Genomic DNA, 15,200 nt, shown 5'->3' on the forward strand with positions numbered 1-15,200 from the left:
GTGACCGCGACGCTCGCCCCGCTGCCCGATCACGGCGCGCCGCCCCGCCGGCGCGCCCCCGGTCGGGTCGGTATGCGCCTCTCGCCGGCGCGCGCACTCCCCCTCGTCCCCGCCGTGGGTCTGCTGCTGATCTTCCTCGCGGGACCCATCGTGTGGGCGACGGTCGGATCGTTCACCGACCGGGCCCTCACCGGAGTGGGGGCGGCGAAGCCGGAGTTCATCGGTCTCGACAACTACGCACGGCTGTTCACCGACCCGGTGCTGCCGCTGTCCATCCTGCTGACCGTCGTCTTCGTCGTCGGCTCGGCCATCATCGGACAGAACGTGCTCGGCCTGCTGCTCGCCGTCCTGTTCCGGGCGGGGAACCGGATCGTCGCCGGGACGGTGGGGGTCCTCGTGGTCACGGCCTGGGTGCTACCCGAGATCGTGGCGGCCTTCGTGGGCTATGCCTTCCTGTCCGCGGACGGCACCCTCAACGGCGCGCTGGCACTGTTCGGGGTGCAGGGACCCAACTGGCTCTACGCCCTGCCGCTGCTGGCGGTCATCCTCGCGAACACGTGGCGGGGCACCGCGTTCTCGATGATGATCTACCGGGCGGCGCTCGACGACGTCGACCCCGAGGTCACCGAATCGGCCATGATCGACGGTGCCGGCACGTGGCAGCGGCTGCGGTACATCACCCTCCCCATGATCTCGGGGACGATCTTCACCAATCTGCTGCTCACGACGCTGCAGACCCTCTCGGTGTTCACCCTCATCTGGGTGATGACCAAGGGCGGCCCCGGCGACCTGTCCCGGACCCTTCCCGTCCTCGCCTACAGCGAGGCCTTCTCGTTCGGGGACATCGGCTACGGCAACGCGATCGCGATCGTCATGCTCGCCCTCGGCGCCACCTTCTCGATCGCGTACGTCGTGTCACTGCGACGTCGGGGCGGCCTCCGATGAGCGCCGCCACGACCACCGACGCGCAGCGTTCCCTCCGTCTGCCGAGTGTCGCCGCACCGCGACGCGGGGCGACCCGATTCTGGGCGAACCTCGTCCTCATCGTCATCGGCATCCTGTTCGCGGCCCCGCTCGCCTGGGTCGTCCTCGCCTCGATCGACTCCGCGGCGACGTATCGCGTGGCGTGGCCGACGCGTCCGACCCTCGACAACTTCGCCGACGTCCTCACGCCCGAACTGACGCTGCGCCCCCTCGCGAACAGTCTGTTGCTGTCCACCGGGGCGGCTGCGGTGACGGTCGTCGCATCCGTCCTCGCCGCCTATCCGCTTTCGCGCTACCGGTCGCGGTTCCACGCTCCGTTCCTCTACTCGGTGCTCTTCGCGAGCTGCCTGCCGATCACCGCGATCATGGTGCCGGTCTACAGCCTGTTCGTGCAGGTGCGGCTCATCAACCAGCCGTGGGCCGTGGCCCTCTTCCTCGCGGCGAGCGCACTGCCGATGGCGCTGTGGATGACCAAGAACTTCATGGACTCCGTCCCCGTGAGCCTCGAGGAGGCGGCCTGGGTCGACGGGGCGAGCGCCATGCGCGCCCTCTGGACCATCGTGGTCCCGCTCATGCGCCCCGCTCTCAGCGTCGTGTTCGTCTTCGTGTTCCTGCAGGCGTGGGGCAACTTCTTCGTCCCGTTCGTCCTCCTGCTCACTCCCGACTGGCAACCTGCTGCCGTCTCGATCTACGCCTTCTTCGGGCAGTACGGCACCGTCGCCTACGGCCGCCTCGCCGCCTACTCCCTGCTCTACTCGATCCCGGTCCTCGGCCTCTACCTCCTCGTCACGCGCGGCCTCGGGGGCACGTTCGCCCTCTCGGGCGCCGTCAAAGGCTGACCCGCAGACCTCCGCCGCCCCCATCCCGAAGGAATCCGCATGCACCGCAACGACCACCTGGCCCTGCAGCGCATCGACCGCCTCGTGCGCGACCGGCTGCCCCCCGCCGTCTACCGCGAGACCGCGCCGCTGACGATCGAGGCGTGGGAGGTCTCCGACGAGCCGGTTTCGTTCGCCGAGGCGATCGGTCAGGACTATGCCCCGTTCCCCGTCGGCGGGGAGTGGGGAAAGCCGTGGGGCACCGTGTGGTTCCATGTCACGGGTCGCGTCCCGGCGACCTGGCGCGAGACGGCGGGCACCCGCCCCGAGATCGTCGTCGACCTCGGTTTCGACGGATCGGGTCCGGGCTTCCAGGCGGAGGCCCTCGTCTTCCGTCCCGACGGGTCGATCGTGAAAGCGGTCGAGCCGCGCAACACCGCCGTTCCCGTGGAGGCCGACGAGATCGACCTGTGGATCGAGGCCGCCGGAAACCCCAGCGTCGCGGGCGCCTTCACCTACACCGCCACACCGCTCGGCGACAAGCGGACGGCGGGCACCGAAGCGATCTACCGGCTGCGCCGCCTCGAGCTCGGTCTTCTCGACGAGACGGTGTGGGAGCTGCAGCAGGACGTCTGGACGCTCCGCGGACTCGTCGACCAGCTCGACCCCGATCGCACCCGCCACGTCCGTGTGCTGGCGGCCCTCGGTCGCGCCGTCGACGCCGTCGACCCCGATGACGTGGCGGGGACGGCCGCGGCGGGGCGTGCCGAGCTGCGTGCCGTGCTCGCGGCACCGGCATCCGCCTCTTCCCACCAGCTCACCGCCGTCGGTCACGCGCACATCGACTCGGCCTGGCTGTGGCCCGTCCGCGAGACCGTCCGCAAGGTCGCTCGCACCTTCTCCAACGTGCTCGATCTCATGCGCACCGACGACGACTTCGTCTTCGCCGCCTCGTCGGCGCAGCAGTACGCCTGGATGAAGGAGCACTACCCCGAGCTGTTCGAGCGGATGCGGCGGGCCGTCGCCGAGGGCCGGTTCGCCCCCGTCGGGGGGATGTGGGTCGAATCCGACACGAACATGCCGGGGTCCGAGGCCCTCGCCCGCCAGTTCATCGAGGGCAAGCGCTTCTTCCTCGAGGAGTTCGGGATCGAGCCGCTCGAGGTGTGGCTGCCCGACTCGTTCGGCTACTCCGCCGCGCTCCCCCAGATCATCACCGCGGCGGGCTCCCGCTGGTTCCTCACGCAGAAGATCTCGTGGAACGAGACCAATCGCATGCCGCACCACACCTTCCTCTGGGAGGGCATCGACGGCACCCGTGTGTTCACGCACTTCCCGCCGGTCGACACCTACAACTCGGACCTGTCGGCGGCCGAGCTCGCTCGCGCCGAACGTCAGTTCGCCGAGAAAGCGCACGCCTCGCACTCCCTCGTCCCGTTCGGCTGGGGCGACGGCGGCGGCGGGCCGACACGCGAGATGATCGCAGCTGCGCGCCGCACGGCCGACCTCGAGGGGTCGCCGAGGGTTCGCCTGGGCTCGCCGGCGCAGTTCTTCCGCGACGCCGAGGCCGAGTACACGACCCCACCGGTGTGGTCGGGCGAGCTGTACCTCGAGTACCACCGCGGCACGTACAGCGCGCAGGCGCGGACCAAGCGCGGCAACCGGCGCAGCGAGCACCTGCTGCGGGCGGCCGAGCTGTGGGCGACGCTCGACAGCGTCCGCACCGGCGCGCCGTACCCTGCGGAGCGGCTGCGGGCGATCTGGCAGACGGTCCTGCTGCACCAGTTCCACGACATCCTGCCGGGCACCTCGATCGCATGGGTGCACCAGGAGGCGGAAGCCACCTACGCGCGCGTCGCGGGTGAGCTGCAGGAGCTGATCGACACCGCGCTGCGCTCGCTCGTCGGCGACGGCGACCAGGCGCTCGCGGCGAATGCCGCCCCGGTCGCGATGGCGGGAGCGCCGGGGCTCGGAGTCGGAGCCGCGGCATCCGCTCTGCCCGTCCTGCCCGAACGGGAGAGCGAAGGATGGCGGTTCCGGCACCCGCGGTTCGACTGGGCGATCGACGCACGCGGGCTCGTCGTCGGCGCGGTCGACCTCGCGACGGGGCGCGAACTCATCGACCCCGCCCATCCGGGCGGTGCGCTGCACCTGTTCCGCGACACCCCCCGCGACTGGGACGCGTGGAACATCGACGTCGAGGACGGTGCGCTCGGCACCCTCCTCGACACAGTCGAGGAGATCGCTATCGACGGTGCCGACCTCGTCGTCCGTCGCCGGTTCGGGTCATCTCATGCCGAGCAGCGGTACCGCGTCGACCCGCACTCCGGTGCGCTCGAGGTGTCGCTCCGGCTCGACTGGCGGGAACGGCAGAAGATGCTGAAGATCGCGTTCCCCCTGCGGGTGCGCGCCGAGCGCGCGGAGTCCGAGATCCAGTTCGGTCACGTGTCGCGGCCGGTCCACGTGAACACGACATGGGATGCCGCCCGGTTCGAGACCGTCGCGCACCGATGGATCCGCGTCGCGGAGGGCGAGTACGGCGTCGCGATCGCCAACGATGCCATGTACGGGCACGACATCCAGCGCGCCCCCGGCGCCGACGGCGGCGCGCGGACGGTGGCGCGGGTGACCCTCGTGCGGGCACCGCTGTTCCCCGACCCCGAAGCCGACCAGGGCGCGCACGAGTTCCACTTGTCGGTGCTGCCGGCCGCGACCGTCGCGGCGGCGATCGGCGAGGGGCTGCGCCTGAACCTGCCCGCCGTCCGCCTGCAGGGTGCGCACGAGGTCGACCCGCTCCTCGAGCTCGACGACCCCGGTGTCGTCGTCGAAGCCGTGAAGCTCGCCGACGACGGATCCGGCGACGTCATCGTCCGCCTGTACGAGGCGCTCGGATCTACGCGGACGGCGCACCTCACCCCGGGCTTCTCGACGAGCGGTGTCGTGCAGACGGACCTGCTCGAGCGCCCCATCGCCTCGACGGCGCTGCAGGAGGCCGCCGGCGACGCCGTGCGACTCGACCTGTCGCCCTTCCAGCTCGTCACGCTGCGTCTGGCGCGCTGATTCAGTCGAGTCCGCGGACCGGGACCCCCAGCCACTCGCCGAGGTCCCGGACCTCGGCGTGCACCATCTCGCGCTCGTCGTCGTCGAAGGAGACGAGTTCGTGGACGGCGGTGACCACGAGATTCTCCTTCTTCTTGTCGAGCGCGGCGTCGAGGAGCCCCACGAAGCGGTCGCCGACGAGGATCGGATGCGCGAAGTAGCCGTATACCCGCTGGTTCTTCGGCTTGAACTGCTCGAGGACGTAGGTGAACCCGAACAGCTCGGTCAGGCGCGGCCGGTCGAAGAGCATGCGGTCGTACGGGTTGAGGAGCGCGGCACGACCGCCCGGGTCGTCCTTGAGCCCCGCCACCGCGTCGGGGTCGACCCGCCAGCGCCACGAACTGCCCTCGACCTCGGCCGCCTCGCCGGCCGTGCCGACGCCCGACCACGACGACTTCTCGCGCGCGATGCCGAGCGCCTGCAGACGCCGAGCCGCCAGCACCTCTTCGGCGGCGGCCGGGTCCATCTCGGCGGCCATCCCGCCGTAGACCCGCTCGGGAAGGTCCCACACGCGCTGCCGTCCGACGCGCCCGCTGATGGCGACATCGCCGAGGTACGACATCAGCTCGAGCATGCGCGGCACCTGGTTCGCCCCGTACCAGCCGCTCTCGTTCTTCGCCTGGACGACGCTGGTGTCGGGGATCTGAGACGCCTGCAGCGGCCCCTCGCGGCCCAGGCGCCGCAGGATGTCGGCGCGGAACGCCGCATTCGCCTCGAGGTACTGGCGCGTCGACCCCCCGAGCCGGCGGCCGGGCATGATCGCCCGCAGAGCGGGCAGAAGGGATGCCGGCCGGAAGTGCCCGTCGTACTCGAACAGCAGCCGGTCGCCCTCCACGGCCTTGGACAGCTGCCCCGGCTCGTAGGCCCACCCGATGCGCGACCAGGGGATGGCGTGCTCGCTGGGGGCGAGGACCGCCGTCGGGTCGATCTTGATCGCCGCGATCTGCTCGGCGACCTCGACGACGTCGCCGGGACGGTCCGCGTCGAGCAGCTGCGCGCGCACGGCGATGCGGCGCGCCTCGTCTCTCGTGAGCCGGTGCATGGCTCGAGGCTAGCGCCCGCCTCCGACGCGGGTCAGCCGGTGGGCTGCAGACCTGCGTCGACCGTGCGTCGTCCGTCGAAGACGAAGCACTCCCCGTCGAACCCGTCGCCGCCGACGTGCTCGAAGTAACCGAGGATGCCGCCCTCGAGCTGACGCGCGTCGATCCCGTCCTCGCGCAGGACGAGAGCCGCCTTCTCGCAGCGGATGCCGCCGGTACAGAAGCTGACGACGGTCTTGCCGACGAGCTCGTCCCGGTGCGCCGCGGCGGCATCGGGGAACTCGGTGAACTTCTGGATGCGCCAATCGAGCGCCCCCGAGAACGTGCCGTGATCGACCTCGAAGGCGTTGCGGGTGTCGAGCAGGACGACCTCTCGGCCGTCGTCGTCGCGACCGGTGTCGAGCCACCGACGAAGCGTCACCGGGTCGACGGCCGGCGCACGGCCCGCCGCGGGACGGATGGCGGGACGGTCCATCCGGATGATCTCGCGTTTGTGCTTGACGAGCATCTTGCCGAAGGGCTGGTCGGTCGACCAGCTCTCCTTCGTCGTCAGCGACGCGAACCGTTCGTCGGTGCGCAGCTCGTCGACGAAACCGCGGACCTCCTCGGCCGCCCCCGCCAGGAACAGGTTGATGCCTTCCTCGGCCAGCAGGATCGTGCCGCGCAGACCCCGCGCGACGGCCCGCTCCCGCAGCACGGGTCGCAGCGACGCGGGGTCGGCGATCGGCGTGAAGAGGTAGGCGGAGATGTTCAGGACGGATGCCACCCGTACAGGCTAGGCGACCGGCGGCATCCGTCCTCGGCGGTCAGCCGACGAACGGCGCCGAGGCGGCGTCGAGCGCGGCCACCTCGTCGGCGGTCAGTTCGAGCGTCGCGCCGGCGATCAGCCCTTCGACCTGCTCGACGCGCGAGGCGGAGGCGATCGGGACGGCACCCATCGCCCGCAGCCAACCGAGGGCCGCGGATGCCGGTGCGACCCCGTGCGCGGCCGCGACCTCGTCGAGGGCGGTGAGCACCGCGAGCCCGTCGGGGGTCGCGTACTTCGCCGCGGATCCGGCACGGGGCGAGGACTGCGCGGACGTGTCGGCCGAGCGGTACTTGCCGGTGAGGAATCCGCTCGCGAGGGCGTAGTAGGGAACCACGGTGAGGCCGAGCTCGTCCGCCGCCGGGACCACCTCGCGCTCGACCGCGCGGTCGACGAGGTTGTAGGCCGGCTGCGTCGCGACGGGCGCGGCGACGCCCTGCTCGTGTGCGAGACGCACCCACTCACGCGTGCTCGTGGCGGAGAAGTTCGAGACCGCGGGATAGCGGATGAGTCCTTCGGCGACGAGCTCGCCGAAGGCGGCGACCGTCTCTTCGAGCGGGGTCTTCTCGTCCTCGGCGTGCGCGTAGTAGATGTCGATCGTGTCGACACCCAGCCGCGCGAGCGAGGCCTCGGCGGCCGCGCGGATGTTGGCCTTCGACAGCCCGGGGAACTCCGGGTGCTTCGAGACTTTGGTCGCCACGACGACACCCTCGGGCCGGCGCGAGGCGATCCACTCGCCGATGATGGTCTCGCTCTCGCCTCCCGAGTTGCCCGGGACCCACGCGCTGTAGACGTCGGCGGTGTCGATGAAGTCCCCACCCGCGGCGGTGAAGGCGTCGAGGACGGCGAAGGACGTATCGCGGTCGGCCGTCCAGCCGAAGACGTTGCCGCCGAGCGACAGGGGGAACACGTTCAGATCGCTGGAACCGAGAACAGTCATGATCTCGATCCTGACACGGGTCCGGATGCCGGGGCTCAGCGCGCGACGATCTCGTCGGCGTTCGCCTGGATCCATGTCATGAGGGGCATGACCCGCTCCATCATCTCGAGTCCGCGGGGCGTCAGGGAGTACTCGACGCGCGGCGGAACCTCCGGGTACGAGGTGCGTTCGACGATCCCGTCGGCGGCGAGGGTGCGGAGCGTGGTGGCCAGCATCTTCTCGCTGATGCCGTCGACGCTGCGTCGGAGCTCCCCCCATCGCAGCGTGCCGTCGGTCAGTGCCAGGAGGACGAGGACCCCCCACTTGCTCATGACGTGGTCGAGGACGACGCGGGACGGGCAGGCCTCGCTGAAGATCCCGGGCGTCTCCTGCCGCATCTGCTCGAAACTCACCGACATGTCAGCAGCTTACCTGAAAGTGGGTACCCTCCCAGCGGAATGCATGAGGCCCATCCGGCGGTTGTCTCGGCTGTCGCGCGCACCGCGTGATCATCGAAAGGACTCGCCATGACCATCCTCGTCACCGCCGCCGGCGGCCACCTCGGACACCTCGTCGTCGACGCACTGCTGGCTCGCGGCGCCGCACCCGACACGATCGTCGCCGGCGCCCGCACCGTCTCGAAGGCGGCCGATCTCGCCGACAAGGGCGTCCGTGTCGTCCCCCTCGACTACACCGTCCCCGAGTCGATCGACGCCGCCCTCGAGGGCGTCGACACCGTTCTGCTCGTCTCGGGCTCCGAGCCGGGCGGCCGCCTCGAGGGCCACCGGAACGTGATCGACGCGGCAGCCCGGGCCGGCGTCGCGAAGCTCGTGTACACGAGCGCGACGCACGCCGACACGAGCGACCTGATCCTCGCGCCCGACCACAAGGCCACCGAGGAGGCCATCACCGCCAGTGGCCTGCCCGCCGTGATCCTCCGCAACAACTGGTACATCGAGAACTACGCGGGCGACCTCGCCACCGCCGCGCAGACCGGGGTGCTCTCGGCAGCCGTGGGCGACGGCGCCGTGGCGGCGGCCGCTCGCGCGGACTACGCCGAGGCCGCGGCGGTGGTGCTCCTGGAGGACGGGCACCTCGGCCGGACGTACGAGCTCGGCGGCCCCCGGGCCACCTACAGCGACATCGCCGCCGCGATGGGAGAGGTGCTCGGCCGCGAGGTCGTGTACACCCCGGTGACAGCGGACGACCTCGCGGCACGCCTTGCGTCGTTCGGTCTCGACGAGGGCACCGTCGGGTTCGTCGTCACGCTCGACACCGACATCTCCCGCGGCGTGCTCGACGTCGCCTCGTCGGATCTGACCGACCTCATCGGGCGGCCGACGACCTCGTGGACCGAGGCCCTGCGGGCCCTGGCACCGGCGAGCTGACACATCCGCGCGGCCGCGGCCGCGGCATCCATATTCATCGGAATGGATGCCGCGGCCGCGCTGTTGTGACGGTTATGCAACGCTTCGGAACGCTGTCCTTCGGCCACTACGGCCCCCTCGGTGGAGGCCGCGAGCTCACCGCCGGCGACTCCATGCTGCAGGCGATCGACCTCGCCCAGGGCATGGACGAGCTCGGGGTGAACGGCGCCTACTTCCGCGTGCATCACTTCGCCCGCCAGCAGGCCTCGCCCCTGCCGCTGCTCGCCGCGATCGCGGCGCGCACGTCCCGGATCGAAGTCGGGACCGGGGTGATCGACATGCGCTACGAGAACCCGCTGTACCTCGCCGAGGAGGCGGCTGCCGTCGACCTCATCAGCGACGGGCGACTGGCGCTCGGCGTGAGCCGCGGGTCACCCGAGAGCGTCATCCGGGGCTACGAGACCTTCGGGTACACGGGGTCGACCGACCCGCGCGGCGCAGACCTCGCCCGCGAGCACTTCGATCTGTTCCTGCGCGCCGTCGAGGGCGAGGGGCTCGCCGAGCGCGACCCCCACAGCCCGTTCGGCGGCGGTCAGGGTCTGCAGCGGATCGAACCGCACTCCCCCGGGCTCCGCTCCCGCATCTGGTGGGGCGCCGGCAATCGCGACTCCGCGGAGTGGGCCGGACGCAAGGGCGTCAACCTCATGTCGTCGACCCTGCTGACCTCCGCCGACGGTCGCCCGTTCGACATCCTGCAGGCAGAGCAGATCGACGCGTTCCGCGCCGCGTGGCGCGAAGTGGGACACGCGGGCACGCCGCGCGTCTCGGTGAGCCGCAGCATCTTCCCGATCACGACGGCCGAGGACGCCATGTACTTCGGCGGCCGCAACGACGGTGACCAGATCGGAATCATCGACGGCATGCGGTCGACCTTCGGCAAGACCTATGCGGGGACCCCCGACGAGCTCGTCGAGCAGCTGCAGCACGACGCCGCCGTCCGCGAGGCCGACACCCTCATGCTCACCATCCCGAGCCAGCTCGGCGTGGAGTTCAACCTGCGTCTCGTCGAGTCGTTCGCCCGGTACGTCGCGCCGTCGCTCGGCTGGACGCCGACGCACGCGGTCGCGACGACCTGAACCAGAGCGTCGACGCGGACCCGCACATGCGGGACACTGGAGCCGCCGATCCCCTTCGGCCGCCTCCGGAAGGATCGCCATGACACGCGTCCGCGTCGACCTCAACATCTCCCTCGACGGCTTCGCCACGACGACGGATCAGACGCCGGAGAACCCGTTCGGCGACGACTGGGGCCGACTCACGCGCGACTACACGGCGACCCGGACCTTCCGGGAGCGTGTGCTGCACGACACCTCGGGGCAGGGCACGACGGGCGTCGACGACGCCTACGCGGAGCGGTACTTCGCGGCGCTCGGTGCGGAGATCATGGGCGCCGGCATGTTCGGTCTGCACGCGAACCCCGACGACCCCGACTGGCGCGGATGGTGGGGCGACGAGCCGCCCTTCGGTTTCCCGGTCCTCGTTCTCACGCACGCGTCGCGGCCGCCCATCGCGTTCGCGAATGGGACCGAGTTCCACTTCCTGACGGCGACACCGCGCGAGGCGCTGGCGCGCGCCCGCGAGCTCGCGGGCGACCAGGACATCCGGATCGGAGGCGGCGCCGAGACGGTGCGCGCCTTCCTGCGTGACGGGCTGGTCGACGACCTCCACGTCGCGATCGTGCCGATCCTGCTCGGTCGCGGCGTGCGGCTCTGGGACGACCTGCGCGGCCTGGAGAAGGACTACACCGTCACGTCGGAGGCCGCCGAGAGCGGGGTCGTCCACACGACCTTCCGCCGCCGGGTCTGAACGGCGACCGGCGCCCTGCCGGGCATAGGGTGTACGCATGCGGACCCGCGCGGACATCGAGTGCTGGCTGACCGACATGGACGGCGTCCTCGTGCACGAGAACACGCCGATCCCGGGGGCTGCGGAGCTCCTCGAGCAGTGGCGCGACGAGGGCACCCCGTTCCTGGTGCTCACGAACAACTCGATCTTCACGCCGCGCGATCTGAGCGCCCGTCTGCGGGCCTCGGGACTCATCGTGCCCGAGGAGTCGATTTGGACGTCGGCGCTCGCGACCGCGGACTTCCTCGCCTCGCAGATGCCCGGCGGCAGCGCCTTCGTCATCGGTGAGGCCGGTCTCACGACGGCCCTCCACGAGGCGGGCTTCATCATGACCGAGACCCGGCCCGACTACGTCGTCGTGGGCGAGACGCGCAATTACTCGTTCGAGGCGATCACGAAGGCGATCCGCTTCATCGGTGCCGGATCGCGCTTCATCGCCACCAACCCCGATGCGACCGGACCCTCGACTGAGGGCGTGCTGCCGGCGACCGGGGCGATCTCGGCACTCATCACGAAGGCGACCGGTAAGGAGCCCTACGTCGTCGGCAAGCCCAACCCGATGATGTTCCGGTCGGCCCTCAACCGCATCGGCGCGCACTCCGAGAACACCGGGATGATCGGCGACCGCATGGACACGGATGTCGTCGCCGGCATCGAGGCGGGTCTGCACACGGTCCTCGTGCTCACCGGCATCAGCGACGCGACCGAGATCGAGCGGTATCCGTTCCGTCCCGACGAGATCCTGGGCTCCGTCGCGGACCTGGTCCGCGCCGAGCCGAGTGAGAGCGACTCCCCGGACGTGCAGCCGGCGCTCGGCCTCTGACGGCCCCGCCGTCACCAGCCCATCGAGCCGGGCACCCCTTTGAACGGTCCGACGACCTGAGAGGTGACCCAGCCGCCGTAGAAGCGTCCCGGCTGCGCAGTGGCGACCTCACCCGCGACCGTGCACTCGTCCATCTGCTGCGCGTACACCGCCACCCGGTCCGCGAGCGCCTCGTAGCCGGGCGAAGGATCCGGATAGTTCCACGCCGCCGCGGGGCGCGTCACTCCCCCGCCGTGGACGTCGAGGTAGCGGGCGGCGCCCTTGAACTCGCAGAACGACGATCGCTGCCCGGGGGTCAGCGCACCGCCGGCGAAGTCGTCGACGGGCAGATAGTAGACCGGCGGATGACTCGTCTCGAGCACTCGCAGCGCACGGTCTGTCGTGGCGATGCGCTCACCGCCGAGCGTGATCGTCACGGTACCGGCGACCGGTTCGACGCGAGGAGGCCGGGGATAGTCCCAGACGCTCTCCTGGCCCGGTCCGACAGGGTCGGGGGTGGGATGGCGCATGGTCTCAGATTAGGGGCGGAATCATACGTCGGGGCCGCCCCGCAGCATCCTGCCTCCCCTGATAATGAAGACATGACGGCCCGGCGCCCGACCGCCTACAACGCGATCTCCACGTCATCGCGCGTGGAGATCCTGCATCTGCTGCAGACGACTCCGCAGCAGACGGTCGGCGAGCTCGTCGCGGCCACGGGACTCCATCCGAACACCGTGCGAGAGCACCTGCAGCGCCTCATCGACCGCGGCTTCGTCGCGACCGAGATCGAGAAGCGCACGACCCGCGGCCGGCCGCGGGTGTTCTACCGCGCCGTCGACGGCGTGAGCGTGTCGAGCCCCGAGCACCGCCGCAAGGTGCAGGCCGCGGCCGAGCGCGGCGACCTCATGCGGCGCGTCATGCCCGAGACGGCGGGCAGCCTCACCGGCGAGGAGCAGCATCAGCTGGACGCCCTCGTGGAGCAGCTCCTCGACGGCGGCTTCGATCCCGAGATCGACGAGGACCACCTCACGATCGACCTCACCCCCTGCGCCCACGCCGCCGATCAGGCCGACAACCGCGAGACGCTGTGCGACGTGCACCTCGGACTCATGCAGGGCGCGCTGCGCGAAGCCGGCGGACCGCTGGCGGTCGACGGCGTGCGCTCGTCCTGCGACCCGCAGCAGTGCGTCATCCAGCTGCTGCGGCGGCGGCCCGAGGCCTGACCCCGCGGTCTCAGTACGCGAGGTTGCTGCGGAGGGACGAGTACCAGACCCAGGCGTAGCCGCCCCGGTAGTGGAGCTTGTACCAGTGCCGCTTGGAGTCGGAGACCTGCAGGGGTGTGCCCTTCGGGATCGTGCCGCCGACCGCTCCCCCCGCCGTCTTGCGCCACGTGGCGTTCTTCGTCGTCCGCACGTGCAGGTCGGAGTGGTTCGCGGCCGCCCCGAAGGAGCCGTTGAAGTGGGTGTAGACGGTGCGCGCGATGTCGCGGATGCCGGCCTTCGATGAGCCGGCATCGCCGATGACCGTGAGCACGAACGTCGCCTTCGGGCCGCGGATGATGGCGGTGTCGGCCTGCAGCAGTCCGCCCTTCACCCACAGCGATCCAGGCTTGGACGCCTGGTACGCCGACGCGGGGATGCCGTTCGGGATGCGCGAGCGGAACAACTGCGTGTGCATGAGGTCGCGGAGAAGGGTCGTGTGGGTCTTGTTGAGGATCTGCCCCTTCTCGAGCCGCGCCACGAGCAGACTCAGATCGTTCGAGGTCGTGCGGTTGCCGGCGTAGAGGACGTCCTGGCCCTTCAGCACCCGCCCGTACGACGTCTGCGAGTAGCCCGCTGCAGCGATCTGCTTGTTGAGGTTCGAGATGCCGATCCAGTGCACGAGGTCGGTGTGGCAGTAGTTGTCGGACATCCAGATGAGCTCGCGCAGACACTCGTTCACGGTCAGCCCGGACGAGAGCTTCGTCGACAGCGAGGCCTGCTTCTTCTCCACGCGGGCGAGCGCGGCCCAGGCGACGAACAGCTTCATCATGCTCGCCGGTTCGCGCCGCGTCGCACCCGTCTTGCCCGACAGGACCTCGAGTCCGCCGATCTGACGGACGGTGACGGCGTACGACGATGACGGATGCCGCTTCATCGCCGCCGTGATCTTGTCACGCAGGGTGTCGGCCGCCGCCGTGCGGACGACGGTGCAGCCGTCGCCGGTGAGCACGGCCGCCTGCAGGCGGCTGGTGGGTCCGACGGCGAGGACTTTGTCTTTGCGCGTGTCTAGAAGCGCAGCCGTCGCATCCGAGACGCACTCGGTGCGGGAGTAGAGGAAGGGCTGCCGGAGCGCACCGGCCACGGCTGCCGCCGTGCCCGTCTCGTGATTCGGGATCGCGACGCCCGAGACCACGACGCCCCGCGTGGTCGAGCTGGGATACTCGGCGGCGGTGGAGATCGCGACGGCCTCACTGGTGCCGCCGGCCATGCGCCGCACGCTGATCCCGGCAGAGCGGATGCGGTCGACGAAGCCCTGACCCATCATCGAGGCGATGTTCATCATGACCACCTCCTTCGCACCGACGGCCTTCAGCGCTGCCATGGTGGCGTCGGAGGCCGTCCCGCGACCGTCGACCGCCATGAAGCCGCCTCCCGTGGCCGCAGCGACCGCCGCCGCGATGGGTGCGGTGTCCATCGTGCGCCCATCAGCGACGTACACGCGGTCGACTTCGCCCTGGAAGCGCAGGACCGCGCGCGAGAGGGCATAGGTGTCGCCGCCGGAGATCCGCTCGACCTTCGCCGTCTGACCGAGCACCCGCGCGACGGTACTGCTTACCGAGGCGGTCGAGCCGACGATGAGGATCCGCGTCGGCTTCAGGCGGGCGATCTCCGCCTTGATCGCCGCGGGGATCGAATCGGGCGCGACGTACAGCATCGGAGCCCGGCGGGCTCCGGCGAGCCCCGCGGCGATCTGCGCGTCGTGACGCTTCGCCGCCGCGATGATCACCTCGGCGCTCCCGTCGGGGAAGAGCGCCCGACTGACCGCGATGGTCTGGTCCGCCGCCGTCGCTGCGCTGAGGCGGTTGCCCGACGGCATCTTGGGGGCGGCCGGTGCCGCGAGTCGCGCTCTCGCGTCCGGCGTCGGAGTGGGGGTGGGCGTGGGGGTGGGCGTCGGAGTGGGGGTGGGCGTCGGCGCGGGGGTGGGCGTCGGCGTCGGACGGGGGGTCGCGGTGGGCGTCGAGGTCGGTGCAGGTGACACCGTCGGCGTCGGGCTGGGCGTGGCGGTGGCGGAGGCGCTCGGAGACGGTGAGCCCGACGGCGCGGGCGTCGGCGTCGTCCCGGCGACGGCGGGCCCGGCGGTCAGGACGAGCACCGCGGTCAGCCAGGCTGCGGTGAGGGCTGTGGTCCGTCGCACCGTCGCACGGACCGGGGACGAATCACCGCGAGTCATGTGCCCACCGTAGGCGCCGCAGACCGCTC

The 15,200-nt window shown here is 70.8% G+C and carries 14 protein-coding genes; 8 read left to right on the forward strand and 6 right to left on the reverse strand.

The window, feature by feature from the left end:
• Genes ACIGEP_RS14165 through ACIGEP_RS14175 form a run of 3 tightly spaced genes read left to right on the forward strand, consistent with a single transcriptional unit; the run spans position 1 to position 4,859 of the window.
• Complete coding sequence (locus ACIGEP_RS14165; protein WP_396662271.1) at positions 1–945, forward strand: carbohydrate ABC transporter permease; 945 nt, start codon at positions 1–3, stop codon at positions 943–945.
• Complete coding sequence (locus tag ACIGEP_RS14170) at positions 942–1,823, forward strand: carbohydrate ABC transporter permease (RefSeq protein WP_396662272.1); 882 nt, start codon at positions 942–944, stop codon at positions 1,821–1,823. Before ACIGEP_RS14165 ends, ACIGEP_RS14170 begins: the two co-directional genes overlap by 4 nt.
• A 39-nt stretch (positions 1,824–1,862) precedes the next feature.
• Complete coding sequence (locus ACIGEP_RS14175; protein ID WP_396662273.1) at positions 1,863–4,859, forward strand: alpha-mannosidase; 2,997 nt, start codon at positions 1,863–1,865, stop codon at positions 4,857–4,859.
• A gap of 1 nt (position 4,860) precedes the next feature.
• On the opposite strand, the gene ACIGEP_RS14180 is transcribed toward ACIGEP_RS14175, so the two are convergent.
• From ACIGEP_RS14180 to ACIGEP_RS14195, 4 genes are read right to left on the reverse strand one after another with little or no spacing between them, the layout of a single operon-like run.
• Positions 4,861–5,940 carry a DNA glycosylase AlkZ-like family protein gene (locus ACIGEP_RS14180; protein WP_396662274.1) on the reverse strand — a complete coding sequence of 360 codons (1,080 nt, stop codon included), beginning with the start codon at positions 5,938–5,940 and terminating at the stop codon, positions 4,861–4,863.
• Between the two features lie 32 nt (positions 5,941–5,972).
• Positions 5,973–6,704, reverse strand: coding sequence for a sulfurtransferase (locus ACIGEP_RS14185; RefSeq protein ID WP_396662275.1), 732 nt, complete (start codon positions 6,702–6,704; stop codon positions 5,973–5,975).
• A gap of 40 nt (positions 6,705–6,744) precedes the next feature.
• Positions 6,745–7,683, reverse strand: a complete 939-nt coding sequence (locus ACIGEP_RS14190; protein ID WP_396662276.1) for an aldo/keto reductase — start codon at positions 7,681–7,683, stop codon at positions 6,745–6,747.
• A 35-nt stretch (positions 7,684–7,718) separates the two neighbouring features.
• Positions 7,719–8,081, reverse strand: coding sequence for a winged helix-turn-helix transcriptional regulator (locus tag ACIGEP_RS14195; protein ID WP_396662277.1), 363 nt, complete (start codon positions 8,079–8,081; stop codon positions 7,719–7,721).
• 108 nt (positions 8,082–8,189) lie between these two features.
• Between ACIGEP_RS14195 and ACIGEP_RS14200 the strand changes: the two genes are divergently transcribed.
• The 4 genes from ACIGEP_RS14200 (at position 8,190) to ACIGEP_RS14215 (ending at position 11,757) form a co-directional block, all read left to right on the forward strand.
• Positions 8,190–9,050 carry an SDR family oxidoreductase gene (locus tag ACIGEP_RS14200; protein WP_396662278.1) on the forward strand — a complete coding sequence of 287 codons (861 nt, stop codon included), beginning with the start codon at positions 8,190–8,192 and terminating at the stop codon, positions 9,048–9,050.
• Positions 9,051–9,124: 74 nt separating this feature from the next.
• Positions 9,125–10,165: an LLM class flavin-dependent oxidoreductase gene (locus ACIGEP_RS14205; RefSeq protein WP_396662279.1), complete on the forward strand. Its 1,041-nt coding sequence runs from the start codon at positions 9,125–9,127 to the stop codon at positions 10,163–10,165.
• Between the two features lie 79 nt (positions 10,166–10,244).
• Positions 10,245–10,895 carry a dihydrofolate reductase family protein gene (locus ACIGEP_RS14210; protein WP_396662280.1) on the forward strand — a complete coding sequence of 217 codons (651 nt, stop codon included), beginning with the start codon at positions 10,245–10,247 and terminating at the stop codon, positions 10,893–10,895.
• 37 nt (positions 10,896–10,932) lie between these two features.
• Entirely contained in the window at positions 10,933–11,757 is an 825-nt protein-coding gene (locus ACIGEP_RS14215) for an HAD-IIA family hydrolase (protein ID WP_396662281.1), read from the forward strand.
• 11 nt (positions 11,758–11,768) lie between these two features.
• On the opposite strand, the gene ACIGEP_RS14220 is transcribed toward ACIGEP_RS14215, so the two are convergent.
• Positions 11,769–12,266 (reverse strand): DUF427 domain-containing protein, encoded by a 498-nt coding sequence (locus ACIGEP_RS14220; RefSeq protein ID WP_396662283.1) that lies wholly within the window; start codon positions 12,264–12,266, stop codon positions 11,769–11,771.
• A gap of 72 nt (positions 12,267–12,338) precedes the next feature.
• Here ACIGEP_RS14220 and ACIGEP_RS14225 point away from each other — a divergent pair, with 72 nt between their 5' ends.
• Positions 12,339–12,962: a helix-turn-helix transcriptional regulator gene (locus ACIGEP_RS14225; protein ID WP_396662284.1), complete on the forward strand. Its 624-nt coding sequence runs from the start codon at positions 12,339–12,341 to the stop codon at positions 12,960–12,962.
• A gap of 10 nt (positions 12,963–12,972) precedes the next feature.
• Here ACIGEP_RS14225 and ACIGEP_RS14230 read toward each other — a convergent pair whose 3' ends face one another.
• Positions 12,973–15,171, reverse strand: coding sequence for a serine hydrolase (locus ACIGEP_RS14230; RefSeq protein ID WP_396662285.1), 2,199 nt, complete (start codon positions 15,169–15,171; stop codon positions 12,973–12,975).
• Between the last annotated feature and the right edge of the window lie 29 nt (positions 15,172–15,200).

The organism is Microbacterium sp. NPDC077663 (assembly GCF_044542795.1).
In the GTDB taxonomy this organism is placed as follows: Bacteria; Actinomycetota; Actinomycetes; order Actinomycetales; family Microbacteriaceae; genus Microbacterium.